Origin of the sequence: Micromonospora sp. B006, from assembly GCF_003408515.1 — a bacterium.
GTDB classification, from domain to species: Bacteria; Actinomycetota; Actinomycetes; order Mycobacteriales; family Micromonosporaceae; genus Micromonospora; species Micromonospora echinospora_A.
Map to the genome: position 1 here is coordinate 3,730,149 of NZ_CP030865.1, position 25,037 is coordinate 3,755,185.

A 25,037-nucleotide genomic window follows, 5' to 3' on the forward strand; every position below is an offset into this window, starting at 1 on the left:
CGGACCGGGCGGCCGGAAGCACAGGTGACCGCCGGTGGGCGGCCGGAACACGAGGGCGCGACGGATGACTGAGGCGAGTGTCGCCGTACACGCCGACCCCGACCTGCTGGCGCAGGCGGTGGCGGCCCGGTTGGTGGTGAAGCTGCTCGACGCGCAGGCCGAGCGCGGCCAGGCGTCGGTGGTGCTGACCGGCGGGCGGATCGCCGCTGCGGTGTACCGGGCGATCGGGCAGCTGCCCGCCCGGGACGCGGTCGACTGGTCCCGGGTCGACGTGTGGTGGGGTGACGAGCGGTTCCTGCCCGCCGGTGACCCGGAGCGCAACGAGACGCAGGCGCGGGCGGCGCTGCTGGACACGGTGCCGCTGGACCCGGCGCGGGTGCACCCGATGCCGGCCTCCGACGGCCCGGCCGGCGACGACCCGGAGGCGGCCGCCGCCGGGTACGCGCGGGAGCTGGCCACCGCCGCCCGGCCCGGGAACGCGGTACTGCCCCACTTCGACGTGCTGATGCTCGGCGTCGGTGAGGACGGGCACGTGGCGTCGGTGTTCCCGGAGCACCCGGTGCACCACGACAACCGCCCGGTCAGCGCGGTGCGGGGCAGCCCGAAGCCGCCGCCGGTGCGGACCACGCTGACCCTGCCGACGATCAACACGGCCGAGGAAGTCTGGCTGATCGCCGCCGGGGCGGACAAGGCCCGGGCGGTGGGCATGGCGCTGGCCGGGGCCGGGCCGGTGCAGTTGCCGGCCGCCGGGGTGCAGGGCGTCTCCCGTACCCTCTGGCTGCTCGACCGGGCCGCGGCGGCGAACGTGCCCCCGCGCCTGCGCAGCCTCCGCTGAGGTGTAAGGAAGGGCCCCTTCTTAACGCCTCCGGTAGAGAAGGGGCCCCTTCTTAACACGTGTCGGCTCAGGCCCGGCCGCGGCGGCGGCGCAGCGCGTCGAGGGCCTCGGCGAGCAGCGCCTCACCCTCCTCCGGCGTGCGCCGCTCCTGCACGTACGCCAGGTGGGTCTTGTAGGGCTCGGCGCGCTGGCGGCCCGGCGGGTCGCCCGGGTCGGGGCCGGCCGGCTCGCCGCAGCGGGGGCACTCCCAGGCGGCCGGCGTCTCGGCCTCGGCGGCGATCAGGAACTCGACCCGGTGCCCGTGGCGGCACCAGTAGACGACCGGGCGGCGCGGGGCGGGCTCGACGCGCTGGTCGAAGCGCTCCGGGGCGGACCCGACCCGGGTGCCGCGGATGACGTTGTTGCTGGGCACTGTTGCTCGCTCCCTGTCGTCGGAGGGGACCGCCGCCGGAGGGGGTGGGCGACGGGCGACGCGCGGAGAAACAAAACTGCGCGCGGTCCGTGACGGACCGCGCGCAGATTGTACGCTTCTCAGCGCCGACTCAGGTGCCGGTGGCCATCTGCAGGCGCAGCCAGAGCCCGAGCCCGACGATGCAGGCAAACCAGACGATTCCCACCAGAACGGTGTAGCGGTCGAGGTTCTTCTCGGCCACGGAGGAACCGGCCAGGCTGGAGCTGACGCCGCCGCCGAACATGCTCGACAACCCGCCGCCCTTGCCGCGGTGCAGGAGGATCAGCAGGACGAGCAGCACGCTGGTGATGACCAGCAACGTGATCATCGTATAGGCGAACCAGATCGGCATGGCGGGGGTCAGTCCTCTCGTTGCGATCACTGCCCGGACCTGTCGGGCACTGCGGCACCGGCCGGTGGACGGGCAGCGTCAAGAATAGCGAGCGATCAGCGGGCGGTGTGCTCCGGGAACCGGCAGATCTTCGCGAACTCCTCCGCGTCCAGGCTCGCGCCCCCCACGAGGGCCCCGTCCACGTCCGGCTGGGCCATGATCGCGGCGACGTTCGACGCCTTGACCGACCCGCCGTAGAGGATCCGGACCTGCTCGGCGGTGTTCGCGTCGTAGGTCTCGACGATGCGCTTACGCACCGCGCCGCAGACCTCCTGGGCGTCCTCCGGCGTGGCCGTCTTGCCGGTGCCGATCGCCCAGACCGGCTCGTACGCCACGACGACCTTGGTGACCTGCTCGGCGGTGAGCCCCTTCAGCGCGCCGTCGAGCTGGTCGCAGCAGTGCCGCACCTGACCCGACTGCTCCCGGACCTCCAGGCCCTCACCGATGCAGAGGATCGGGGTGAGCCCGTTCGCCAGCGCCGCCGACACCTTCGCGTTGACGAGCGCGTCGTCCTCGTGGTGGTACTGCCGCCGCTCGGAGTGGCCGACCACCACGTAGCCGCAGCCCAGCTTGGCCAGCATCGGCCCGGCGATGTCACCGGTGTACGCGCCCGACGGGTGCGGCGACAGGTCCTGCGCGCCGTAGCCGATCAGCAGCTTGTCGCCGTCCACCGCGGTCTGCACCGTACGCAGGTCGGTGAAGGGCGGCAGCACCACGCACTCGACGTCGGTGAGCTGCTTCTCGTTCAGGCTCGCGGCCAGCTTCTGCACCAGCAGGTTGGCCTCGAGGTGGTTCAGGTTCATCTTCCAGTTGCCGGCCATCAGCGGCCGGCGGGTCGTGCTCGCCATTCAGTTCTCCAGAGCCGCGATGCCGGGGAGGGTCTTGCCCTCCAGGTATTCCAGGGAGGCGCCGCCGCCGGTGGAGATGTGCCCGAACGAGGACTCGTCCAGGCCCAGCGCGCGCACCGCCGCGGCCGAGTCGCCGCCGCCGACCACGCTGAACGCGTCGGCCTTGGTGATCGCCTCGGCCACGCCCCGGGTGCCGTTGGCGAACGCCGCCATCTCGAACACGCCCATCGGGCCGTTCCAGAAGATGGTCTTCGCCTGCGACAGCACGGCGGCGAAACCGGCCACCGTCTCCGGGCCGATGTCCAGGCCCAGCCGGTGGCTGGGGATGCCGTCGGCGGGCACTGTGTCGTGCGCGGCGTCCGGCGCGAAGGCGTCGGCGGCCACCACGTCGACCGGGAGCATGATCTTGCCGGGCGCGCGCTCCATCAGGTTGCGGCAGGTCTCGACCATGTCCTTCTCCAGCAGCGACGTGCCCACCTCGTGGCCCTGGGCCTTGAGGAAGGTGAAGCACATCCCGCCGCCGATGAGCAGCCGGTCCACCGTCGGCAGCAGCGCCTCGATCACGGCCAGCTTGTCGGAGACCTTCGAGCCGCCCAGCACCACCACGTACGGGCGCTCCGGCTCGCCGGTGAGGCGGCTGAGCACCTCGACCTCGCGCAGCACCAGCCGGCCCGCGACGTGCGGCAGCCGGGCCGGCACGTCGTGCACGCTGGCGTGCTTGCGGTGCACCGCGCCGAACGCGTCGTCCACGTAGGCGTCACCGAGCGCCGCGAGCTGGTCGGCGAACGCGCCGCGCTCCGCGTCGTCCTTGCTGGTCTCGCCCTTGTTGAACCGCAGGTTCTCCAGCAGCGCAACCTGCCCGTCGGCCAGACCGGCCACTGTGGACCGCGCCGAGTCGCCGACGGTGTCCTCGGCGAATTCCACCGGGGCGCCGAGCAGCTCACCGAGCCGCCCGGCAACCGGGCGGAGGCTGAACTGCGGATCCGGGGCGCCCTTCGGGCGACCCAGGTGCGAGCAGACGACCACCTTCGCGCCGGCCTGCACCAGCGCGCTCAGCGTCGGCAGGACGGCCCGGATCCGGCCGTCGTCAGTGATCTCCCCGGTCTGCTTGTCGAGCGGGACGTTCAGGTCGGCGCGCACGAGCACGCGCCGACCCGACACCCCCTCGGCGAGCAGGTCGTCGAGGTTACGGATCGTCACAGCGACTGACCCACCAGCTTGACCAGGTCCACCAGGCGGTTCGAGTAGCCCCACTCGTTGTCGTACCAGCCGACGACCTTGACCTGGTTGCCGATCACCTTGGTCAGCGGCGCGTCGAAGATGCACGACGCCGGGTCGGTCACGATGTCGGCGGAGACGATCGGGTCCTCGTTGTAGGTGAGGATGCCCCGCAGCGGGCCCTCGGCGGCGGCCTTGAGCGCGGCGTTTACCTCGTCCACGGTGGTCTCCCGGCCGACCGTCACGGTCAGGTCGGTGGCGGAGCCGGTCGGGATCGGCACGCGCAGCGCGTAACCGTCCAGCTTGCCCTTCAGCTCCGGCAGCACCAGGCCGATCGCCTTCGCGGCGCCGGTCGAGGTCGGCACGATGTTGAGCGCGGCGGCGCGGGCCCGGCGCAGGTCCTTGTGCGGCGCGTCCTGCAGGTTCTGGTCCTGCGTGTACGCGTGGATGGTGGTCATCAGACCCTGCTGGATCCCGAACGTGTCCTGCAGGACCTTCGCCATCGGCGCGAGGCAGTTGGTGGTGCAGGAGGCGTTCGAGATGATGTTGTGCTTGGCCGGGTCGTACTGGTCCTGGTTGACGCCCATGACCACGGTGACGTCCTCGTTCTTCGCCGGCGCGGAGATGATGACCTTCTTGGCCCCGCCGTCGAGGTGCGCCTTCGCCTTGGTGCCGTCGGTGAAGAAACCGGTGGACTCGATGACGACGTCCGCGCCGACCTCGCCCCATGGCAGGTTCGCCGGGTCCTTCTCGGCGTACGCCTTGATGGTCTTGCCGCCCACGGTGATCTCGTCGGCGGTGGCCTTCACCTCGTGCGGGAGGCGGCCCAGGATGCTGTCGTACTTGACAAGGTGGGCGAGCGTCGCGTTGTCGGTCAGGTCGTTGACCGCCACGACCTCGATGTCAGCGCCGGACGCCAGCACTGCCCGGAAGAAGTTGCGGCCGATCCGGCCGAAGCCGTTGATGCCAACCCGGATGGTCACAGGTCCCATCTCCTCGCGTTCTGGTCCGCCGGCGCCAGACCGGGGCCGGCGGAGGTGTGTGCGCCGACCGTTGGAGCCGGCCGTCGACATGTCATCTCGGCCACCCCGCCGCGGTCCCGGAGACCTGACCGCCCGAGGCGGTGAGCACGGCGAGGGATGCCTGTGCGCGGCCCCCTTGCCGTACGCAGCGACCATATCCGAGCGTGCGACGTCGCGCTGCGGCGGGTGGTGACCCCGCTCGCGGTGCTCGCCGCCCGAGTCCTATCAGACCACGAGCATGTCGGGCGTGACTGCCGCTTCCGTATCCGGGATGCCCAGGTCGCGGGCGCGCTTGTCGGCCAGCGCGAGCAGCCGGCGGATCCGGCCGGCGATGGCGTCCTTGGTCAGTGGTGGCTCGGCGAGCGCGCCCAGCTCCTCCAGGGACGCCTGACGGTGCTCCAGCCGCAGCCGGCCGGCCGAGGTCAGGTGGTTGGGCGCGTCGTCGGCGAGGATCTCCAGCGCGCGGGTCACCCGGGCCGCGGCGGCCACCGCCGCGCGGGCCGAGCGGCGCAGGTTGGCGTCGTCGAAGTTGGCCAGCCGGTTGGCGGTGGCACGCACCTCCCGGCGTACCCGCCGCTCCTCCCAGGCCAGCACGCTGGAGTGCGCGCCGATGCGGGTGAGCAGCGCGGCGATCGGGTCGCCGTCCTTGACCACCACCCGGTCCACGCCGCGCACCTCGCGGTTCTTCGCGGTGATGCCGATGCGGCGGGCCGCGCCGACGAGCGCCAGCGCCGACTCCGGGCCGGGGCAGGTGATCTCCAGCGCGCTGGAGCGGCCCGGCTCGGTCAGCGAGCCGTGCGCCATGAACGCGCCCCGCCAGGCCGAGACCGCGCAGCAGACGTTCGCGGCCACCACGTGCGGCGGCAGGCCGCGCACCGGGCGGCCCCGCACGTCGAGCAGGCCGGTCTGCCGGGCGAGCGCCTCGCCGTCCTTGACCACCCGCACGATGAAGTGGCTGCCCTTGCGCAGGCCACCGGAGGCGAGCACGTGGATCTCGCTCGGGTAGCCGTAGACCTCGGCCACCTCCCGCCGCAGCCGGCGGGCCACCGCGCCGGTGTCCAGCTCCGCCTCGACCACGACGCGGCCCGACACGATGTGCAGACCGCCCGCGAAACGCAGCAGGGCGGCCATCTCCGCCCGCCGACAGCAGGGCTTGGGCACGTCGACCCGACTCAGCTCGTCCTTGACCGCAGCCGTCATCGCCATAGTGCGCCCCCTCACGGACCGGTTCCGGCGTGTCGCCGGTGATTACGTACGTGTCTAACGATCGGCGCGCAGGACAGGCACCAGCGCGGCGCCCAGGGCAGCTGGATCATGACGGGGCGTGCCGTCGAGGACGGCGACGGGAGCGAGGACCAGCCGGGCACCAAGCGATTCTGCCGCACGTTCGACCGCCGCGGGATCACCCACCGCCGTCGAGTCCGCCAGCACCCGGTCCACCTTCAGCTCGGGCAGATAGCGCCGCAGCGTGTCCAGATGGTCGGGCAGGGAGAGCCCGGAGGTCTCCTTCTCGGCCACCAGGTTGAGCGTCACCAGCCGCCGCGCCGAGCTGGAGACGATCGCGTCGGCCAGGCCCGGCACCAGCAGATGCGGCAGCACGCTCGTGTACCAGCTGCCCGGCCCGAAGATCAGCCAGTCCGCGGCGTGTACCGCTGTCACCGCCTCGGCGCACGCGGCCGGCGCGGGCGGGTTGAGCCGCAGCGACTCGACGGTGCCCGGGGTGACCGCCACCTGGTGCTGCCCGCGCACGGTGGACACCTCGTCCGGATGGGCCGGGTCGGCGCCACGGACCCGCGCCTCGATGCCCACCGGCTGGCGGGACATCGGCAGCACCCGCCCCACCGCGCCGAGCATCGCGCCCGCGTGGTCGAGCGCGGCCACCGGATCGCCGAGCAGCTCGGTCAGGCCGTGCAGCAGCAGGTTGCCGACCGCGTGACCGGCGAGCGAGTCACCGGCGCGGGCGGCCGGAACCGGTGCGGCGAGCGTCGGCGCCGGCGGCACGGCGGTGGTGAAGCGGTACTGGAACAGCGCCGCGCTGCGCCGGGTGGCCGGATGGTCGCCGGCCAGCGCGACGAGCGCCTGACGCAGGTCACCCGGGGGCAGGCCGCCGCGCTCCGCGCGCAGCCGCCCGCTGGACCCGCCGTCGTCGCCGACGGTGACCACCGCGGTGATGTCCAGGTCCAGTTCGGGTACGCAGTGCCGCAGCGCCCGCAGCGACGCCGAGAGCCCGTGCCCGCCGCCGAAGGCGACCACCCTGGTCGGGGTCACTCCCGCCCCAGGTCCCGGTGCTGGGCGTTGGCGGCTATGCCGGAGCGGCGCAGCCGGGCGGCCAGCTCCTCGGCGATCGCCACGCTGCGGTGCTTGCCGCCGGTGCAGCCGACCGCCACGGTCAGGTAGCGCTTGCCCTCCCGCTCGAAGCCGGCGGTGGTGGCGTTGACCAGGTCGGCGTACCCGGCCACGAACGCGTCCGCGCCCTCCTGGCCCAGCACGTACGCGCTCACCGCCTCCTCCCGGCCGGTGTGCTCGCGCAGCTCCGGCACCCAGTACGGGTTGGGCAGGAACCGGGCGTCCATCACGAAGTCGGCGTCCGGAGGCAGGCCGTACTTGAAGCCGAACGAGATCACGGTGATCCGCAGCCGGCGGGCGTCCTCGCCGCCGAACAGCTCCTCGACCCGGCGCCGCAGCTGGTTCACGTTCAGGTGGCTGGTGTCGATGATCACGTCGGCCTGGTCGCGGGCCTCCTCCAGCAGCGTCCGCTCGACGGCGATGCCGTCGGCCAGCCGCCCGTCGCCCTGCAACGGGTGCGAGCGGCGCACGCTCTCGAACCGGCGGATCAGCACCTCGTCGTCGGCGTCGACGAAGACCACCCGGGGCTGGAAGCCGCGCTCGCGCAGCTCCCGGATCGCCCCGGCCAGGTCGGTGGAAAACGCGCGCGAGCGCACGTCCAGCACCATCGCCGTACGCCGGGCCGCGCCACCGGCCTTGAACGCCAGCTCGGCCATGTCGAGCAGCAGCGCCTGGGGCAGGTTGTCGACCACGTAGTAGCCGACGTTCTCCAGCGCCCGGGCCACCGTGCTGCGCCCGCCGCCGGACAGCCCGGTCACCACCACCAGTGAGGTGTCCGACTCGGCCTGCGCCGGCCGTACCGGCGTCGTCTCCGCCTCGGTCGGCCCCAGGTCTCCCGCTGTACGCGCCTCGCTCACCCGCTACCCCCAGCCGTGGCGCCGCGGCCGGTCGGCCGCGAATGGTCAATCAGCGACTCTAACGGCTGCGACCCGGCCCGGGATTCCACGGGGTGACGACCGGAACATGTCGCCGGCCCCGGAGCGGCTCGCCGGGACGGCGCTGTCGGGGGACGCTCGTAGACTGCGCGGATGGTCTCCCCCACCGATCAGCGGACCGACGGCGCGCTCGACGTGTTGCGGCGGGTCTTCGGGTACGACGCCTTCCGCGGCTTCCAGCAGGAGGTCGTCGAGCACGTGGTGGGCGGCGGCGACGCGCTGGTGCTCATGCCCACCGGTGGCGGCAAGTCGCTGTGCTACCAGATCCCGGCGCTGGTGCGCGACGGCGTGGCGGTGGTCGTGTCCCCGCTGATCGCGCTCATGCAGGACCAGGTCGACGCGCTCACCGCCGTCGGCGTACGCGCCGGTTTCCTCAACTCGACGCAGGACCCGGCGCAGCGGCGCCGGGTCGAGGCGGCCTACCTCGCCGGCGAGCTGGACCTGCTCTACCTCGCCCCGGAAGGGCTCGCCGTGCGCTCCACGCTCGGCCTGCTGGAACGCGGCCGGATCGCCCTGTTCGCGATCGACGAGGCGCACTGCGTCTCGCAGTGGGGGCACGACTTCCGGCCCGACTACCTCAACCTGTCGATGCTGCACGAACGCTGGCCGGACGTGCCGCGGATCGCGTTGACCGCCACCGCGACCCGGGCGACCCGCACCGAGATCGCCACCCGCCTGCGGCTCACCGAGGCCCGGCACTTCGTGGCCAGCTTCGACCGGCCCAACATCCAGTACCGCATCGTGCCCAAGCGGGAGCCGCGCAAGCAGTTGCTGAGCCTGCTGCGCGACGAGCATCCGGGCGACGCCGGCATCGTCTACTGCCTGTCCCGGGCCTCGGTGGAGAAGACCGCCGAGTTCCTGGTCGCCAACGGCATCCCCGCGCTGCCCTACCACGCCGGGCTGGACGCCACGACCCGCGCCACCAACCAGCAGCGCTTCCTGCGCGAGGACGGGCTGGTCATGGTCGCCACGATCGCGTTCGGCATGGGCATCGACAAGCCCGACGTACGCTTCGTCGCCCACCTCGACCTGCCGAAGTCGGTGGAGGGCTACTACCAGGAGACCGGCCGCGCCGGGCGCGACGGGCTGCCGTCCACGGCCTGGCTGGCGTACGGGCTGCAGGACGTGGTGCAGCAGCGCAAAATGATCGAGACGTCGGAGGGCGACCTGGCGCACCGGCGCAACCTCGCCGCCCACCTGGACGCGATGCTGGCGCTCTGCGAGACGGTCCGCTGCCGCCGCGCCCAACTGCTCGAATACTTCGGCGAGACCGCAGTGGCCGCCTGCGGCAACTGCGACACCTGCCTCGACCCGCCGGAGTCCTGGGACGGCACCGTCGCCGCGCAGAAGCTGCTCTCCACCGTCTACCGGCTCGACCGCGAACGCAACCAGCGCTTCGGCGCCGGGCACAGCATCGACATCCTGCTCGGCAAGCACACCGACAAGATCGACCAGTACGGCCACGACTCGCTCAGCACCTTCGGCATCGGCTCCGAGCTGCGCGAGGCCGAGTGGCGTGGCGTGGTGCGCCAACTGCTCGCCGAGGGTCTGCTCGCCGTCGAGGGCGACTACGGCACGCTGGCGCTGACCGAGGCCAGCGCGGACGTGCTCGGCCGCCGCCGTACCGTCACGCTGCGCAAGGAGCCGGAGCGTCCGGCGGCCGGCCGGTCCGCCAAGCCCCGGGGCGCGGCCACGGTGGTCGCCGACCTCTCCCCCGCCGCCACGCCGGTCTTCGAGCGGCTCCGCGCGTGGCGCGCGGCCACCGCCAAGGAACAGGGCGTCCCCGCGTACGTCATCTTCCACGACGCGACCCTGCGGCAGATCGCCGCCGAGCCACCGACCTCGCTGGCCGAACTGTCCCGGGTCAACGGGGTGGGCGAGAACAAGCTCGCCAAGTACGGCGAGGCGATCCTGGCCGTACTCGCCGAGTCCTGACGCACACGAAAGGGCCCGACCCCTCGTGGTGGGGGTCGGGCCCTTTCGTGTGCTCTGGTCTCGCTTGGTCTTGCTTTGCAGCCGTGGATGCGGCGGTGGTGGTCAGCTGGTGCTGTAGCCGCGGGTGGCGATCCAGTCGGCGAGGTTGTCGATGCTCATCCGGTAGGTGGCGGTGTTCGGGTTGGCGCTGTCGGCGATGGTGACGGTGCGGCCGTCGTCGCGGTAGCCGATGACGCTGATGTAGTGGCCGCCTTCGAAGGAGTGGGCGTTGCCGTCGGTGTCGGTGGCGGTGCCGGCGATGTTGGCCACCACGGCACGGCCGGCGTCGACGGTCTTCACCACGTCAGCGCGCAGGGTGTCGGTCTGCTTGTCGTCGGCCTTGGGGGTGCTGATCTCGACCGACTTGTAGGCGTCCTTGGCGCCGGTCTCCTTGTTCAGCACCGGGGTGATGTCGTTGATGGAGTTGGTGCCGGCCTCGGTGGTGCCCATCTCCTTGGCCATGGCGTGCACGTCGATGTTCTTGCCCTGCACGCTCAGCGCGTTACGGGCGGCGGCGGGGCCGCAGAAGTAGAAGTTGGGCTGCGCCTCGTAGCGCACGTCCAGCTCCCGCTCGCCGTGGCCGCTCTTGCGGTCAGCCACCAGGCTCGTGGTGCCGGTGGTGGGGGCGGCGTGGGCGGCGATGGCGGGGCCGGCGATGCCACCGGCGGTGGCGGCGATACCGGCAGCGGTCAGGACGGTCTTGCGCAGCAGAGTGGTAGCCATGATGGTTGCCTCCCTGAAGTGGGGGATACGCAGCGGGGGTGCCGCGAAGGGGGAAAGTCTTGGGGGTGCCCGTGGAAGGGCTGACACGCGGGCGGCCCGGAAGGGGCCTGCTCGGCGCGGCTCGGGGGATGTAACGACCCGCGGCCGGGGATGATTCCCACCGACCGTGGCTGCCAGCCGGGGCGACCGGCGGCGTGGGCCTGGGGGATGTAACGATGTCCGGGCCGGGGCCATTCCCGGGGACGGCGGCGTGCCCGTCGCTCGGGGGGTGTAACGACGTCCGGGCCGGGCCGATTCCCTGACCTGGCGACCCGCTCGCGCGGGCTGGTGTTCGGCGCTCGTCCCGGTGCCCCGGGGGTCAGCCATGTACAACGCCCCGCGCCCGCCACCGATTCCACCCTCACGGTGGCACCGACCACACCCCCACCAGGCCCAGCGCGGCGAACCGGACACCGCTCACCACACCACCCGGCCCGGCTGCGATGGCCCGGCCGGGTGCGCACGGAACCTCGCGAAACGCACAGCCTCGAACCCAGCCGTCACAGCTCCATCCCGGCCCCGCATGCGCGATCTTGCACTTTGATACCTGGCAAACCTCGCAAACCTGGCATCCCCGGGGCGCCAACTGCAAGATCGCGTGGGCGCGGGGCGCGGGGCGTGAGGTGCCGGGCGTGGGGCGTTGGGGCGTGAGGCGTGAGGCGTGAGGCGTGAGGCGTGAGCGAGCATCCCTGTGACGGCACACCCGACCCAAAGGGCTACTGGCGGTCTTGCTGGATCGGGGTGAGACCTCGCGGTGAGCGAGATCTTGGTAGGAAATGGCCCCTATGGGGGCGCTTTCCTACCAAGATCTGTCCCGCCTCTCAGAACATGGGACAAAGTTCGCGCCAGCTGGGACGCCCGCCGTCAGTGGAACGTCATGGGTGTCAAACGGGGGCGGAGACACCCATGGGGTTCCACTCGGACGTCGGCGGTGACGTGCCGGGGACGAGTGCAGGAAAGTCAGGAAGGGGTTGTGGCGTCGGCCGGGGAGCCGTCGAGCGCGGCCAGGATCGCCTCGGCCGTACGCCTGCCGACGCCGGGCACCTCGGTGATCTCCTCCACCGTGGCGGTGGAGAGCCGCTTCAACGAGCCGAAGTGCCGCAGCAGCGCCTTGCGGCGTACCTCGCCGAGGCCGGGCACGTTGTCCAGCGCCGACTCGGTCATCCGCTTGGAGCGGCGCTGGCGGTGGAACGTGATGGCGAAGCGGTGCGCCTCGTCGCGTACGCGTTGCAGCAGGTAGAGCGCCTCGGACGTACGAGGCAGGATCACCGGGAACTCATCGTCGGGCAGCCAGACCTCTTCCAGCCGCTTGGCCAGCCCGCACAGCGCCACGTCGTCGATGCCCAGCTCGGCGAGCGCCTTCGCGGCGGCGGCGACCTGGGGCGGGCCGCCGTCGACCACCACGAGCTGCGGCGGGTACGCGAACTTGCGCGGCCGCCCGGTGGTCGGGTCGATGCCGGGTCGGTCGGGGTCGGAGGCGGTTTCCTCGCCCAGCTCACCGGTCTCGGCGCGCGCGTCGAGGTAGCGGGCGAAGCGCCGCCGCAGCACCTCGGACATGGCCGACAGGTCGTCGGTGGCGCCGCGCACGATGAAGCGACGGTATTCGCTCTTGCGGGGCAGCCCGTCCTCGAACACGACCATGCTGGCGACGACGTCGGTGCCCTGGATCTGCGAGACGTCGAAGCACTCGATGCGCAGCGGTGACGTGTTCATGGCGAGCGCGTCGGCGATCTCGTCGAGCGCCTGGCTGCGGGTGGTCAGGTCGCCGGCCCGCTTGAGCTTGTGCCGGGCCAGCGCGTCCCTGGCGTTGCGCTCGACGGTCTCCAGCAGCGACCGCTTGTCGCCGCGCTGGGGCACCCGCAGCGAGACCCGGCTGCCCCGGCGGGTGGAGAGCCAGTCGGCGAGCGCGTCGGCGTCGCCGGGCAACTCGGGGACGAGCAGCTCGCGCGGCACGTCGGCCTCGCCCTGCTCGCCGCCGTACACCTGGGTGCAGAAGTGGTGCACCAGGTCGCCGGTGCTCAGCTCCTCGGTCTTCTCCACCACCCAGCCGCGCTGGCCGCGCACCCGGCCGCCGCGTACGTGGAACACCTGCACGGCGGCTTCGAGCGGGTCGTCGGCGAACGCGACCACGTCGGCGTCGGTGCCGTCGCCGAGCACCACCGTCTGCTTCTCCATGGCCCGGCGCAGCGCCGCGACGTCGTCGCGCAGCCGGGCGGCCCGCTCGAACTCCAGTTGCTCGCTGGCGTCGAGCATCTCCTTCTCCAGCCGGCGGACCATGGTGTCGGTGCGGCCGGCCATGAAGTCGCAGAAGCCGTCGACGATCTCGCGGTGCCGTTCGGCGGTGACGCTGCCGACGCACGGCGCGGAGCACTTGCCGATGTAACCCAGCAGGCAGGGCCGGCCGACCTGCCCGGCCCGCTTGAACACCCCGGAGGAGCAGGTCCGCGCCGGGAAGACGCGCAGCAGCAGGTCGAGCGTCTCGCGGATCGCCCAGGCATGGGAGTACGGCCCGAAGTAGCGCACGCCCTTGCGCTTGGCGCCGCGCATCACCTGCAACCGGGGGTATTCCTCGTCGAGTGTGACCGCGAGATAGGGGTACGACTTGTCGTCGCGGTAGCGGACGTTGAACCTGGGGTCGTACTGCTTGATCCAGGTGTATTCCTGCTGGAGCGCCTCGACCTCGGTGGCGACGGTGATCCAGTCGACCGACTCGGCGGTGAAGACCATCTGCCGGGTGCGCTGGTGCAGGCCGACCGGGTCGGCGAAGTAGGAGTTGAGCCGGCTGCGCAGGTTGCGCGCCTTGCCGACGTAGATCACCCGGCCGGTGCCGTCGCGGAAGCGGTAGACCCCTGGCGACTCCGGGATGGTGCCGGGCGCGGGACGGTAGGTCGAGGGGTCAGCCACGTTCTCAAGCCTAGTCCGCACCCCCGACACCCGGCCGCCGCCGCGCCCCCGGGTGACCGGGGGCGCGCCGGGGGTCAGGCCAGGCGGATCTGGTCGCCGTCGACGGTGATCTCCTTGGCCGGGAGCGGCTTGGTGGCCGGGCCGCCCTTCACCGAGCCGTCGGTGATGGAGAACCGGCTGTTGTGGCAGGTGCAGTTGATCGTGCCGCCGTCGACGTTCGACACCGGGCAGCGCTGGTGCGTGCAGATCGGGTCGAACGCCTTGAACTGGCCGGCCTCGGGCTGGGTGATCACCACGCCCTGGCTGGCGAAGACCGCGCCGCCGCCGACCGGGATGTCCGAGGTACGGGCCACGGCGTTGCTGCCGGCCCGGTCACCGCCACCGGCGTCACCGGTGGCGGTGGCGCCGGGCGGGCCACCGCTGGTCGGGGCGAGTCCGGGCGACGCGTCGTCGTCGCTGCCGCAGCCCGCGAGCACCACGGCCGCGCCGACCGCGCCGGCGCCGGCCAGCAGGGCACGGCGGCTCTGGGTGACCGGTCGGGTCAACGCCTGGTCATCACTCATATCCGGCCTTTCTCTCGACTTACTGCGGAAACACGCACCAGCGTGGGACACGGTTCATACTGGCGCGTCAACGAACCGGGCACCGCGGTGGAGGACGTCGGTCAGCGCGCCCCGGCCGGCACCTTGCGGGCCCGCGGCTTGGCGCCGCCGTTGGCCTTGGCCGCCCGGGTGGTGGCCGCCTTGGCGCCCTTGGCCTGGCCGTCGAGCTTGAGGATCGGCCGCAGGAACTGCCCGGTGTGGCTCTCCGGCACCTCGGCGACCTCCTCCGGCGTGCCGGTGGCGATGACGGTGCCGCCCCGGTGCCCGCCCTCGGGACCCATGTCGATGAGCCAGTCGGCCGTCTTGATCACGTCGAGGTTGTGCTCGATGGTGATGACCGTGTTGCCCTTGTCGACCAGGCCCTCCAGCACCATCAGCAGCTTGCGGATGTCCTCGAAGTGCAGGCCGGTGGTCGGCTCGTCGAGCACGTAGACGGTGCGGCCGGTGGAGCGCTTCTGCAGTTCCGAGGCGAGCTTGACGCGCTGCGCCTCACCGCCGGACAGCGTCGGCGCGGGCTGGCCGAGGCGCACGTAGCCGAGGCCGACGTCGACGAGCGTCCTGAGGTGCCGGTGGATGGCCGGGATGGCGGAGAAGAACTCGGCCGCCTCCTCGATCGGCATGTCCAGCACCTCGGCGACCGTCTTGCCCTTGTAGTGCACTTCGAGCGTCTCGCGGTTGTAGCGCGCGCCCTTGCACACCTCGCAGGGGACGTAGACGTCCGGCAGGAAGTTCATCTCGATCTTGATGGTGCCGTCGCCGGAGCACGCCTCGCAGCGCCCGCCCTTGACGTTGAACGAGAAGCGGCCCGGGCCGTACCCCCGGACCTTGGCCTCGGTGGTCTCGGCGAAGAGCTTGCGGATGTGGTCCCAGACCCCGGTGTAGGTGGCCGGGTTGGAGCGCGGGGTACGCCCGATCGGCGACTGGTCCACGCCGACGACCTTGTCCACGTTCTCCAGGCCGGTGACCCGGGTGTGCCGGCCGGGCACCAGCCGGGCGCCGTTGATCTGGTTGGCCAGCACGGCGTAGAGGATGTCGTTGACGAGCGTCGACTTGCCCGAGCCGCTGACCCCGGTGACCGCGATGAGCTGGCCGAGCGGGAAGCTCACGGTGAGGTTGCGCAGGTTGTGCTCGCGCGCGCCGTGCACCACCAGCTCCCGCCCCGGCGTCTGCGCGCGGCGGTCGGCGGGCGTCGGGATGGACTTGCGCCCGGCCAAATACGCCCCGGTGACGGACTCGGTGTTGTCCAGCAGAGCCGGCACCGAGCCGCTGTGCACGATCTCGCCGCCGTGCTCGCCCGCGCCGGGGCCGATGTCGACGATCCAGTCGGCCACCCGGATGGTGTCCTCGTCGTGCTCGACCACGATCAGCGTGTTGCCCAGGCCGCGCAGCCGCAGCAGCGTCTCGATGAGCCGGTGGTTGTCGCGCTGGTGCAGGCCGATGGACGGCTCGTCGAGCACGTAGAGCACGCCGACCAGGCCGGAGCCGATCTGGGTGGCCAGCCGGATGCGCTGGGCCTCACCGCCGGAGAGCGTGCCGGCCGGGCGGTCCAGCGAGAGGTAGTCCAGGCCGACGTCGAGCAGGAACTTCAGCCGGGCGTTGATCTCCTTGAGCACCCGCTCGGCGATCATCTTCTGCCGGTCGGTCAGCTCGATGCCGGCGAGCAGGTCGGCCGCCTCGCCGACGGAGAGGTTGCAGACCTCCGCGATGCTCTTGCCGGCCAGGGTGACCGCGAGCACCTCGGGCTTGAGCCGCGCGCCGCCGCAGGCCGCGCAGGGCACGTCCCGCATGTAGCCCTCGTACTTGTCCCGGGACCACTCCGACTCGGTGTCGGTGTGCCGGCGCTCGATCCACTGCACCACGCCCTCGAAGCCGGTGTAGTAGGAGCGCTCGCGGCCGTACTTGTTGCGGTAGCGCACGTGCACCTGGTCGTCGGAGCCGTGCAGGATCGTCTTCTGCGCCCGCGACGGCAGCGCCCGCCACGGCGTGTCGATGTCGAAGTGCTCGGCCTCGCCCAGCGCCTCCAGCAGCCGCAGGAAGTATTCGAGGTTGTGCCCGGTGGCCCACGGCTGGATCGCGCCCTCGCGCAGCGTGCGCTCCGGGTCGGGGATGACCAGCTCGGGGTCGACCTCCTTCTTCGTGCCCAGGCCGGTGCACTCCGGGCAGGCGCCGTAGGGGGCATTGAAGGAGAAGACCCGGGGCTCCAGGTCCTCGATCGCGAGGGGGTGGTCGTTCGGGCAGGCCAGGTGCTCGGAGTAGCGGCGCTCGCGGGCCGGGTCGTCCTCCGGCAGGTCGACGAAGTCGAGCAGCACCAGGCCGCCGGAGAGCCCGAGCGCGGCCTCGACCGAGTCGGTCAGCCGCTGCTTGGCGCTCGGCTTGACGCTGAGCCGGTCGATCACCACCTCGATGGTGTGCTTCTCCTGCTTCTTGAGCTTCGGCGGCTCGGTCAGCGGGTGCACCACGCCGTCGACCCGGGCCCGGGCGTAGCCCTTGGCCTGCAGCTCGGCGAACAGGTCGACGTACTCGCCCTTGCGGCCGCGCACCACCGGCGCGAGCACCATGAACCGGGTGCCCTCGGCCATGGCCAGGACGCGGTCGACGATCTGCTGCGGGCTCTGCTTGGAGATGCGCTCGCCGCAGATCGGGCAGTGCGGCTCGCCGATGCGGGCGAACAGCAGGCGGAGGTAGTCGTAGACCTCGGTGATGGTGCCGACGGTGGAGCGCGGGTTGCGCGAGGTGGACTTCTGGTCGATGGAGACGGCGGGGCTGAGGCCCTCGATGAAGTCGACGTCGGGCTTGTCCATCTGGCCGAGGAACTGCCGGGCGTACGACGACAGCGACTCGACGTAGCGGCGCTGCCCCTCGGCGAAGATGGTGTCGAACGCCAGGCTCGACTTGCCCGAACCGGAGAGCCCGGTGAAGACGATCAGGGCGTCCCGGGGCAGGTCGAGACTGACGTCACGCAGGTTGTGCTCGCGCGCGCCACGGATGATCAGTCGGTCGGCCACGGTGCGTGTGCTCCCGGAAGAAGAATATGAGGCGGATCTGTGCACCAGACGCCGGGTCTGGGTGGTTTTCACAGGTTGTCGGGGCGCAGAAAAGACGCCTCGGCAACTCTAGCCCCGACGTATGACAACTTCCGTCGCGCGAACATTCCCCCAGCTCAGGCCGGTCGGGCGGGAACCACTCATTCCCACCCGACCGGCTCTGGCCGGTTCAGAATGCCCCGGGAGCCGGGGGCGTGGCCGGACGCCCGGTGCGTCGCCGCCCGCCACGCCAGCCGCCCCGCCGTTCGGCCGCCAGCCGGGCCGCGCGCCGGCCGCCCTCGTACTCGATCTCCCGCTGCAGCCGGCGCCAGCTCTCCCAGCGGCGCACCGGCAGCGCGCCGTCCTCCAGCGCGTCCCGCACCGCGCAGCCCGGCTCGGCGTCGTGGGCGCAGTCGCCGTACCGGCAGCCGGCGGCCAGCTCGGCGATGTCGGCGAAGGCGCGGTCCAGACCGGCGGCGCCGTCGAGCAGGCCGACCGCCCGTACCCCTGGGGTGTCCAGCACCGCTCCCCCGTCCGGCAGCGGCACCAGCGACCGCCAGGTGGTGGTGTGCCGGCCCTTGCCGTCGACCCGGCGGATCGCCTGGGTCCGCATCACGTCCGCCCTGGCCAGCGCGTTGACCAGGCTCGACTTGCCGGCGCCGGAGGGGCCGAGCAGGCCGAGCGTGCGCCCCGGGCCGACGAACCGGCGCAGCGGCGCCAGGCCGGCGCCCCGCTCGGCGCTGACCGGCAGCACCGGCACGCCCGGCGCGAGGTCGGCCAGCTGCCGGGCCACCGCTTCCGGGTCCGCGGCCAGGTCGGCCTTGGTGAGTACGACGAGCGGCTCCGCGCCGGATTCGTGCACCAGCGAGAGCAATCGCTCGATCCGCGCGGCGTCCGGCTCCGGGTGCACCGGCTCGACCACCGCGGCGACGTCGAGGTTGGCGGCCAGCACCTGGCCGCTGGCGTCCTTGCCGGCGGTACGCCGCACCAGCGCGGTACGCCGGGGCAGCACCGCCTCCACGGTGACCGGGCCGTCCGGCCAGGTGGACAGCAGCACCCAGTCGCCCGCGCAGGGCAGCGCGGTCAGGTCACGGGCGGCAGCGGCGAGCACGCCGCCGCCGAGGCTGGCCCGTACCGGCCCCTGCGGGCTCAGCACGGTGCAGACGCCCCGGTCCACCCGGGCGACCCGCCCGGGACGGTGGCCGGCACGCCGGTCGAGGTGGGCCGCCCAGCCGGCGTCCCAGCCGAGGGCGGTCAGATCGAGAGTCATGGTGTCCTCATCGGTGTCGAGGGGGTGCATGGCGGAACACACGCGCTGCGGCCGGCATGCGCACCACCTCCCCTCCGACTCCCGGTGCCGCGTTGGCGACCACGCGGACCGGGCGGCCCGAGGTCGTCGGCCCTGACGGTAGGTGGCGCGCCGACGCGCCGAAAGCGATTTCCCCTGCGGCACGGCCCGCCCGGGCCAGCTAGGGTCGAACCGTGAGAACGAGATGACCGCCGACCCCCTGCTGCTGACCGGCCCGCTGGCCGAGGCGAACGACCGGCTCCTGCGTACCGTCTCCGGCCTGACCGCCGCGGACGTCGCGGCGCCCTCGCTGCTGCCGGGCTGGTCCCGGGCGCACGTGCTCACCCACCTGGCCCGCAACGCCGACGGGTTCGTCAACCTGCTCGCCTCCGCGCGAACCGGCGAGGACATCCCGATGTACGCCTCGGCGCAGGCCCGCGCCGACGACATCGACGCCGGCGCCGAGCGCGGTCCGGCCGACCTGCTCGACGACGTACGCCGCAGCGGTCAGCGCTTCGACGCGGCGGTCGCGGCGATGCCCGTCGACGCCTGGGGCGCCACCGTGCAGACCCGGCGCGGCCCCTGGCCGGCGGCGATGCTGGTCTGGGGCCGACTGCGCGAGGTCGAGGTCCACCACGTCGACCTGGCGGCCGGTTACCAGCCGGCGGACTGGCCGGAGGCGTTCGCCCAGCGGCTGCTGCACGAGGTGGTGACCGGGCTGTCGGGCAATCCGGCCGCGCCGGCCATGGTGCTGCGCTTCGACGGCGCGGCCTCCGAACTCGTCGTGGGCGACCCCGAGGGGGCGCCCACGGTCACCGGCCCCGCGCCGGAACTCGCCGCCTGGCTGACCGGCCGGGGCGCGGGCGAGCTGCTCACCGTCGACCCCGACGGCCCTCTGCCCAACCCACCGGAATGGATCTGAGCATCGTCATGACCTACACCGGAGACGTCACGCCCGGCGGGCCGCCGGCCGTGCGCGAGCTCGACCGGCTCACCGTCAGCAAGCTGTCGGTGGGCCCGATGGACAACAACGCCTACCTGCTGCGCTGCCGGGCCACCGGCGAGCAGGTGCTGATCGACGCGGCGAACGAGGCGCCTCGGCTGCTGGAGCTGGTCGGCGACGGTGGGCTGTCCGCCGTGGTGACCACGCACCGGCACATGGACCACTGGGTCGCGCTGGAGGAGGTGGTGGCCAAGACCGGTGCGCGCGCGCTCGTGCACGCCGACGACGCGGAGGGCCTGCCCATCTCCGCCGAGCGGCTCAGCGAGGGCGACACGGTGACGGTGGGCGACTGCGCGCTGGAGGTCATCCACCTGCGCGGGCACACGCCGGGCTCGATCGCGCTGCTCTACCGCGACCCGAACGGCACCCCGCACCTGTTCACAGGGGACTCTCTCTTCCCGGGCGGGGTCGGGAACACCGACCAGGACCCGGAGCGCTTCGGCCGGCTCATCGACGACGTCGAGGCCAAGCTCTTCGACCGCCTGCCCGACGACACCTGGTTCTACCCGGGGCACGGCAAGGACAGCACCATCGGCGCCGAGCGGCCCGCGGTGCCGCAGTGGCGCGCCCGCGGCTGGTGAGCACGACCGGCCCGGCCTCCCCCGTGGCGGCCGGGCCGGTCGCGGTCAGCCGGTGACAGTGACCGCCCGCAGCCGGCGCCGGGTGGCGAGCAGCACCGGCCCGGCGAGCAGCAGCCCGACCGCCATGGTCAGCACCGTGGGGTTCAGCGCGCCGGGAAGCAGCCCGGTCAGCGCCCGCGCGGTGAGCCCGAGCGCCACGTAGAGCCCGGCCCAGGCGGTCGCCCCGGCCGCCGCGCAGGCCAGGAACCGCCGGTACGACATCCGCAGCCCGCCGGCGGCCAGCGGCAGCAGCGCGTTGAACACCGGCAGGAACGGCGCCACCAGCACGATCCGTCCGCCACCGCGGTGCAGCAGCGTCTCGGCGGCGGTCCACCGGGACTCGCCGATCCAGCCGCCGACCCGGCTGCCCCGCAGCTGCCCGCCCCAGCGCCGTCCGGCGAAGAAGCTCAGCGACCAGCCGGCCAGGCAGCCGGCGACCACCGCCGCGACGGTCAGCGCCCCGCCGGCCGGGCGACCCGCGCCGACCGCGGCGAGCACCGCGGCGTCGCCGGGCACCAGCACCCCGATCAGGGGTACGGCGTCGGCGAGCATCACGATGCCCAGCAGACCCATCAGGAGGGTGGTGGGCAGCTCACCGGCGGCGGCCACGAGATCGTTCATGAGCTGCACGCTATGGCCCGCCGGTCACCTGGCACATCGGGCATGATCCCCCAGTGGCCCCCGACACCCGACCCGGAGATCCCTGAGGGTCATCGGGGGCGCAGCACCTGCACCCGGCGTACCGGGGAGTCGACGGAGGGCTCGGTGGTCGGCACCGGGTAGCTGGCCACCAGCTCCAGCCCGTCCGGCGGCAGGTGGCCCCGGTCCGGGTCGCCGACCAGCACCTCGACGCCGTGGTCGGCGCAGCGCCGCAGGTAGGGCAGGACCCGCGCGGCCAGTCCGGCGTCGTAGAGCGCGTCCCCGGCCACCAGCAGGTCGGCGCCGGCGACGCCGTCGAGCAGGTCGTCGCTGTCGGCGGCCACCATGACCCGGTTGGCGCGGGCGTTCACAGTGACGGCCGCCACCGCGTACGGGTCGATGTCGTTGGCGACCACCTCGTCCGCGCCGGCGAGCGCGGCGGCGATGGCGACCAGCCCTGATCCGGCGGCCAGGTCGAGCACCCGCCGCCCGGCGGCCAGCTCGGGGTGGTCGAGCAGGTGCCGGGCCAGCGCCTGCCCGCCGGCCCAGACCGACGCCCAGTACGGCGGCGGCAGCGACCTCCCGGCGGCGGCCTCCATCCGGGCCCACCACAGGATGGCGTCCTCGGCCAGGTGCAGGCGCACCTCGGGCACGAACGGCGTGTCGACCAGGCGCAGGCGGTCCGGGCCCGCGCCGGGCGCCGCGATCTCCTGTTCCAGGTCGGCCAGAGCCGTCTGCGTGCTCATCGGGGCAAGCATGCCGCGCCGCGCCGGACGCCGGGGTGATTTTCCCGGCGCGGCACGTATTCACGGGCGCGCCGCGCGCTTCCGGCAGCGGATTGCGGCCCGGACGGTTACTGTCAGGGTGGTACAGGGCGATCACCGGCCGCGGAGCCGGTGCTCGCCCGCATTGAACAGGGAGAGACGCATGGCAACCGGCACGGTCAAGTGGTTCAACTCGGAAAAGGGCTTCGGCTTCATCGAGCAGGACGGCGGAGGCCCGGACGTGTTCGTCCACTACTCGGCCATCCAGAGCAGTGGCTACCGCGAGCTGAACGAGGGTCAGAAGGTCGAGTTCGAGGTGACCCAGGGCCAGAAGGGCCCGCAGGCGGACAACGTCCGTCCGATGTAGTGACGTGCCGGTGGCGGCGGTCGGGGCTCCGACCGCCGTCGCAGCGCATCATCAAGACGGCGCGGCCGGCAGGTCGCGCCGTCTCCGTAGCGGCCCGGCCAGCAGGATCAGCGGGGTCAGCGCCAGCCACGCGGTCATCACCCGGATCGCGCCGCCCGGCCCCCAGGCCGCGCCCAGCGCGCCGGCGAGCAGGGCGGCCAGTGGAATCGTGCCGTAGTTGAGCAGGTGCATGCTCACCGTGACGCGGCCGAGCAGCCGGTGCGGCGTGTACGTCTGCCGGAAGCTGCCCTTCACCACGTTGCCGACCGCGACGCCCAGGCTCACCAGCACACCGCCGAGCACCAGCCACGCCGTGCGCGCGCCGGGTCCGGCCAGCGGGATGAGCAGCGCGGGCGGCCCGGTGAGGGCGCCGGCTACCAGCAGCGTCCGGGCGCTGCCGATCCGGCGGGCCAGGCGCGCGGCGAGCGCGGCCCCGATCACGCCGCCGAGGCTGGCGAGGCCGATCAGGAGGCCGACCAGGCCCGCCGGGAGTTCGGCCGAGCGCACCAGGAACACCACGAGCACCGCCTGGTAGCCGATGAGCCCGATGTTGCTCGCCGCCCCGAAGACCGTCAGCACCCGCAGGTACGGGTCGCGGACGACGAACCGCAGTCCGGCGGCGACCTCGTGGCGCAGCGACGTCGTCCCGTCCGGACGGTGCGGGCGGGCCTCGACCGCGCTGATCCGGCGCAGGCAGAGCGCGGACAGCAGGAAGGTGAGCGCGTCCAGCGCCACGGCGGTCACCGCGCCGACGAGCTGGGCGACGAGACCGGCCAGTCCGGGCCCGACCAGGTAGCTCGCGGTCTGTGTGGCGTGCAGGCGGGCGTTGGCCTCGGGCACCTGCTCGGGACGCAGCAGCGTGGGCAGGTAGACCTGGTCGGCGGTCTCGAAGAAGACCCGGGCCAGGCCGGCGCCGAGCGCCACCATCAGCAGGTGCCCGACGGTGAGCAGCCCGGCCAGGGCGGCCAGCGGCACGCTGGCGAACAGCGCCGCGGCGGCGAGGTCGGCGGCGATCATCACCGGGCGACGGCGGACCCGGTCGACCCACGCCCCGACCGGCAGGCCGGCGAGCAGCCAGGGCAGCCACGCCGCGGCGGTGAGCACCGCCACCTGGAAGGTGGTGGCGTCGAGCACCGCGACCGCGACCAGGGGCAGCGCCACAGTGGTCATGTTGCTGCCCACGGCGCTCACCGTGTGGCCGGTCCAGAGCAGCCGGAAGTCGCGGTGCCGGAACAGCCCGCCGCGCGGCGGGGCGGCCGGCCCGGCCGTGGATGCGGGGGCGGTCACGACGGGCGCCCCGGTAAGGCGCGCGCGGCCGGCGCCGGAACGGTGTGGGCGGTCACGGCCGGCCCGGGACGCCGTGGGCGAAGACGAAGACCGGCTCGCGGCGCTGCCCGTCGTCGGGGATCGGCCGGTCGGCCCATTGGGTGAGCAGGGCGATCACCTCGCGGCCGAGCGCCTCCAACTCTTCCGGGGTCAGGTGCAGCCAGTGGTCGGTGCTGAACGGGGCGTCGTTCCACTCGGCGTGTGTCTCGTCGGAGGCGGTGTGCCAGGCCCGCACCAGCTCGGTGTGCCGCTCCAGGTTGAGCGAGCCGGCGGCCTCGACGACCACCCGGGTGGACGGGTCGTCGCCGAAGTCGGACTCGGACCAGCGCACGCCCCGGTTGCGGGGCTTCCACCAGCGTTCCCGGCGGTCGCGTGCCAGCTCGGGCGCCTCGACCAGCAGGTCGGCGGCGGCCAGCACCTTGAGGTGGTGGCTCACGTTCGCCGGCGCCTGGTCGGTGCGCTCGGCGAGCATGCCGACGGTGCACGGGCCGTACACCTTGAGCACGTCCATGAGCCGGCGGCGCAGTGGGTGAGCGAGCGCGGCGAGCACCCGCGAGTCGGTGATCTGCCGGACGGGGGTCGGCTGTTCCATGCGCCGAGTCTCACATTGGCAAGAGCTGTTGCGCAACACCTCTTGCCGAATTGCCCCGCCGACGGCGCCGCGACCCGCGGTCGCGGCGCCGGACGGTCAGGCGGTCAGCCGCCGGGACAGCTCATCGGCGACGTCCCGGGCGATCTGCGGCGGGATGGCCTCGGCGATCTTCTCCGGCGGCAGCCCGGCCAGCACGCCGGAGACGATCTGCTGCTCGTCGGTGAAGTCCTTGCCGGACAGTTCGTTGACCTGTGCCACGAGTGCCGGCCAGGCGCGCAGCATCGCCAGCATCTGCTGCAACGGCGAGTTGGGCATGGGCGGGTTGACGAGCCCTGTCGTGCTGGCCGGCGAGATCAGCCAGTTGCGCAGGTTCTGCAGGTCGGCCAGGACGTCGCCGACGGTACGGTTTTTCGATCCGGTGTCGTTGATGAGCCGGTCGGTCTGTTCCATGTCGTCCTCCGGTTTCGCGATGGCGATCATTCCGATCGCGGTCAGATAGCGGCGGAACAGCGGGGTCTGGTCACGCCCCGCTTTGGTCGAGTCGCGGAAGAAGCTGAAGTGGGTGTGGAACAGGTGGCTGCTGTCGCCGCCGGTACGCCGTCCCAGCCGGTCCCAGCGCCGAACGGTCCGCCCGTCCGGGGAGTAGATGATCTCCCTGATGTCCCGGGTGTCGGCCGCGTTCGCCGCGCACTGCGCCACCATCCAGGCGGAGAACGTCCGCAGGTTGTGCGTGCCGCCGCCGGAGCGGACGGAGAACATGCCGACGTCCAACCCGGACGCGTGCAGGGTCAGCCCGTTGCGGTCCCGGCTGGACTCCACCACCGAGTAGTCGTTGCGCACGACCCGGTCGGAGCCGCAGTGGTAGCCACCCCGGTGGTTGACGTCGCCGACGATGCCGACTTCCGCCGGCTCCAGGTCGTCGCCGCGTACGGCCTTCTTGTCGACGTTGAGGTAGGTGAGCAACAGGTTCCGGACGGCCAGCAGGTTCGCCGGGGCCGACGTCATGGCAGATCCCCTTCCGATCGATGACCGGCGAGGGCACGACAATCACACCGCGTGATGACATGCGATCCGCGGACGCGCCCCGC

General features: G+C 72.7%; 23 protein-coding genes. 5 read left to right on the forward strand and 18 right to left on the reverse strand.

Annotation, left to right across the window (positions count from 1 at the left end; translation table 11 throughout):
- Nucleotides 1–64 precede the first annotated feature (64 nt).
- A complete protein-coding gene (pgl, locus tag MicB006_RS16520; RefSeq protein WP_073831414.1) occupies nt 65–835 on the forward strand; it encodes a 6-phosphogluconolactonase in 771 nt (256 codons plus the stop codon).
- Nucleotides 836–902: 67 nt separating this feature from the next.
- Here the strand turns inward: pgl and MicB006_RS16525 are convergent, their stop codons facing one another.
- The 8 genes from MicB006_RS16525 to rapZ all read right to left on the reverse strand — a co-directional run bounded on the left by MicB006_RS16525 (nt 903) and on the right by rapZ (nt 7,941).
- A complete protein-coding gene (locus MicB006_RS16525) occupies nt 903–1,247 on the reverse strand; it encodes an RNA polymerase-binding protein RbpA (protein ID WP_073831415.1) in 345 nt (114 codons plus the stop codon).
- Nucleotides 1,248–1,377: 130 nt separating this feature from the next.
- Nucleotides 1,378–1,638 carry a preprotein translocase subunit SecG gene (gene secG / locus MicB006_RS16530; RefSeq protein ID WP_073831416.1) on the reverse strand — a complete coding sequence of 87 codons (261 nt, stop codon included), beginning with the start codon at nt 1,636–1,638 and terminating at the stop codon, nt 1,378–1,380.
- 95 nt (nt 1,639–1,733) lie between these two features.
- Nucleotides 1,734–2,525, reverse strand: a complete 792-nt coding sequence (gene tpiA, locus MicB006_RS16535; protein WP_116507271.1) for a triose-phosphate isomerase — start codon at nt 2,523–2,525, stop codon at nt 1,734–1,736.
- Nucleotides 2,526–3,725, reverse strand: a complete 1,200-nt coding sequence (pgk, locus tag MicB006_RS16540; RefSeq protein WP_116507272.1) for a phosphoglycerate kinase — start codon at nt 3,723–3,725, stop codon at nt 2,526–2,528.
- Nucleotides 3,722–4,726 carry a type I glyceraldehyde-3-phosphate dehydrogenase gene (gene gap, locus MicB006_RS16545; protein ID WP_073831419.1) on the reverse strand — a complete coding sequence of 335 codons (1,005 nt, stop codon included), beginning with the start codon at nt 4,724–4,726 and terminating at the stop codon, nt 3,722–3,724. Before gap ends, pgk begins: the two co-directional genes overlap by 4 nt.
- Nucleotides 4,727–4,990: 264 nt before the next feature.
- Complete coding sequence (gene whiA, locus MicB006_RS16550; protein WP_116507274.1) at nt 4,991–5,971, reverse strand: DNA-binding protein WhiA; 981 nt, start codon at nt 5,969–5,971, stop codon at nt 4,991–4,993.
- A 54-nt stretch (nt 5,972–6,025) separates the two neighbouring features.
- A complete protein-coding gene (gene yvcK / locus MicB006_RS16555; protein WP_116507276.1) occupies nt 6,026–7,033 on the reverse strand; it encodes a uridine diphosphate-N-acetylglucosamine-binding protein YvcK in 1,008 nt (335 codons plus the stop codon).
- The gene (gene rapZ, locus MicB006_RS16560) at nt 7,030–7,941 is read right to left on the reverse strand and encodes an RNase adapter RapZ (protein WP_073831447.1); all 912 of its coding nucleotides are present in this window, start codon (nt 7,939–7,941) and stop codon (nt 7,030–7,032) included. The genes yvcK and rapZ overlap by 4 nt, the downstream gene beginning before the upstream one ends.
- Nucleotides 7,942–8,139: 198 nt before the next feature.
- On the opposite strand from rapZ, the gene recQ reads away from it, so the two are divergent.
- On the forward strand, nt 8,140–9,981 hold the full coding sequence (recQ, locus tag MicB006_RS16565) for a DNA helicase RecQ (protein ID WP_116507278.1): 1,842 nt from the start codon (nt 8,140–8,142) through the stop codon (nt 9,979–9,981).
- 102 nt (nt 9,982–10,083) lie between these two features.
- Here the strand turns inward: recQ and MicB006_RS16570 are convergent, their stop codons facing one another.
- From MicB006_RS16570 to rsgA, 5 genes are all read right to left on the reverse strand, one after another.
- Nucleotides 10,084–10,743, reverse strand: a complete 660-nt coding sequence (locus tag MicB006_RS16570; RefSeq protein ID WP_116507280.1) for a C39 family peptidase — start codon at nt 10,741–10,743, stop codon at nt 10,084–10,086.
- A 999-nt stretch (nt 10,744–11,742) separates the two neighbouring features.
- Nucleotides 11,743–13,686, reverse strand: a complete 1,944-nt coding sequence (gene uvrC / locus MicB006_RS16575; protein WP_116507282.1) for an excinuclease ABC subunit UvrC — start codon at nt 13,684–13,686, stop codon at nt 11,743–11,745.
- Nucleotides 13,687–13,760: 74 nt separating this feature from the next.
- Nucleotides 13,761–14,249, reverse strand: a complete 489-nt coding sequence (locus MicB006_RS16580) for a Rieske (2Fe-2S) protein (protein ID WP_073831424.1) — start codon at nt 14,247–14,249, stop codon at nt 13,761–13,763.
- A gap of 101 nt (nt 14,250–14,350) precedes the next feature.
- A complete protein-coding gene (gene uvrA, locus MicB006_RS16585) occupies nt 14,351–17,293 on the reverse strand; it encodes an excinuclease ABC subunit UvrA (protein WP_116507284.1) in 2,943 nt (980 codons plus the stop codon).
- Nucleotides 17,294–17,501: 208 nt separating this feature from the next.
- Nucleotides 17,502–18,581, reverse strand: a complete 1,080-nt coding sequence (gene rsgA, locus MicB006_RS16590) for a ribosome small subunit-dependent GTPase A (protein WP_116511484.1) — start codon at nt 18,579–18,581, stop codon at nt 17,502–17,504.
- A gap of 223 nt (nt 18,582–18,804) precedes the next feature.
- Between rsgA and MicB006_RS16595 the strand changes: the two genes are divergently transcribed.
- The gene (locus MicB006_RS16595) at nt 18,805–19,521 is read left to right on the forward strand and encodes a maleylpyruvate isomerase family mycothiol-dependent enzyme (RefSeq protein ID WP_116507286.1); all 717 of its coding nucleotides are present in this window, start codon (nt 18,805–18,807) and stop codon (nt 19,519–19,521) included.
- 8 nt (nt 19,522–19,529) lie between these two features.
- On the forward strand, nt 19,530–20,183 hold the full coding sequence (locus MicB006_RS16600; RefSeq protein WP_116511486.1) for an MBL fold metallo-hydrolase: 654 nt from the start codon (nt 19,530–19,532) through the stop codon (nt 20,181–20,183).
- A 45-nt stretch (nt 20,184–20,228) separates the two neighbouring features.
- On the opposite strand, the gene MicB006_RS16605 is transcribed toward MicB006_RS16600, so the two are convergent.
- Together MicB006_RS16605 and MicB006_RS16610 are read right to left on the reverse strand one after the other, a co-directional pair.
- Complete coding sequence (locus MicB006_RS16605; RefSeq protein ID WP_116511487.1) at nt 20,229–20,843, reverse strand: DedA family protein; 615 nt, start codon at nt 20,841–20,843, stop codon at nt 20,229–20,231.
- A gap of 89 nt (nt 20,844–20,932) precedes the next feature.
- Nucleotides 20,933–21,607, reverse strand: coding sequence for a methyltransferase (locus MicB006_RS16610; RefSeq protein ID WP_073831427.1), 675 nt, complete (start codon nt 21,605–21,607; stop codon nt 20,933–20,935).
- Nucleotides 21,608–21,788: 181 nt separating this feature from the next.
- On the opposite strand from MicB006_RS16610, the gene MicB006_RS16615 reads away from it, so the two are divergent.
- Complete coding sequence (locus MicB006_RS16615) at nt 21,789–21,992, forward strand: cold-shock protein (RefSeq protein ID WP_013287480.1); 204 nt, start codon at nt 21,789–21,791, stop codon at nt 21,990–21,992.
- Nucleotides 21,993–22,043: 51 nt separating this feature from the next.
- On the opposite strand, the gene MicB006_RS16620 is transcribed toward MicB006_RS16615, so the two are convergent.
- From MicB006_RS16620 to MicB006_RS16630, 3 genes are all read right to left on the reverse strand, one after another.
- Nucleotides 22,044–23,318 (reverse strand): MFS transporter, encoded by a 1,275-nt coding sequence (locus tag MicB006_RS16620; protein ID WP_116507288.1) that lies wholly within the window; start codon nt 23,316–23,318, stop codon nt 22,044–22,046.
- Between the two features lie 52 nt (nt 23,319–23,370).
- Nucleotides 23,371–23,949 (reverse strand): helix-turn-helix transcriptional regulator, encoded by a 579-nt coding sequence (locus MicB006_RS16625; RefSeq protein ID WP_116507290.1) that lies wholly within the window; start codon nt 23,947–23,949, stop codon nt 23,371–23,373.
- Between the two features lie 96 nt (nt 23,950–24,045).
- Nucleotides 24,046–24,954, reverse strand: coding sequence for a hypothetical protein (locus MicB006_RS16630; RefSeq protein WP_116507292.1), 909 nt, complete (start codon nt 24,952–24,954; stop codon nt 24,046–24,048).
- Nucleotides 24,955–25,037 lie beyond the last annotated feature (83 nt).